The 682-nt window shown below is 67.0% G+C and carries 1 protein-coding gene; it reads left to right on the top strand.

Annotated features, from left to right (window positions below; genetic code table 11):
* A partial coding sequence (locus AC1D00_RS44060) for an ATP-binding protein (RefSeq protein ID WP_477015067.1) occupies positions 1-623 on the top strand: 623 nt, incomplete at its 5' end.
* Positions 624-682: the final 59 nt, after the last annotated feature.

Genomic DNA, 682 nt, shown 5'->3' on the forward strand with positions numbered 1-682 from the left:
CGATGGAGCAGCGCACCGCGATGCTCGCCGGCGTCAGCCACGATCTGCGCACCATCCTGACCCGCTTCAAGCTCGAGCTGGCGCTGATCGGCGACAACCCGGAGCTCGAGGGCATGCGCAAGGATGTCGACGAGATGTCGATGATGCTGGAGGACTATCTCGCCTTTGCCCGCGGCGATTCCGGCGAGCAGTCGCAGCCGACCGACATGGCGCAGGCGCTCGAGGAGTTGCGCAGCGATGCCGAACGCCACGGCCACGCTGCGACCGTCGCATTCAACGGACTGCCCGTGGTGACGGTGAAGCCGGCCTCGTTCAAGCGCTGCCTCGCCAACCTCGTCACCAATGCAGCGCGCTACGGCAAGAGCATCGCCATCACCGGCCAGCGCGATCACCGTTATCTGACCGTCACGGTCGACGACGACGGCCCGGGCATTCCGGCGCATCTGCGCGAAGAGGTGTTCAAGCCGTTCCTGCGGCTGGACAACGCCCGCAACCAGGACGAAGGCGGCACGGGCCTCGGCCTAGCCATCGCCCGCGACATCGCCCGCTCCCACGGCGGCGACATCACGCTTGGCGACAGCCCGATGGGCGGATTAAGGGCGAGTGTGCGGATTCCGGTGTAGCCGCGATCTTCCTTCTCCCCTTGCGGGAGAAGGTGGCGCGAAGCGCCGGATGAGGGGTT

The organism is Bradyrhizobium sp. P2_E8 (assembly GCF_056403875.1).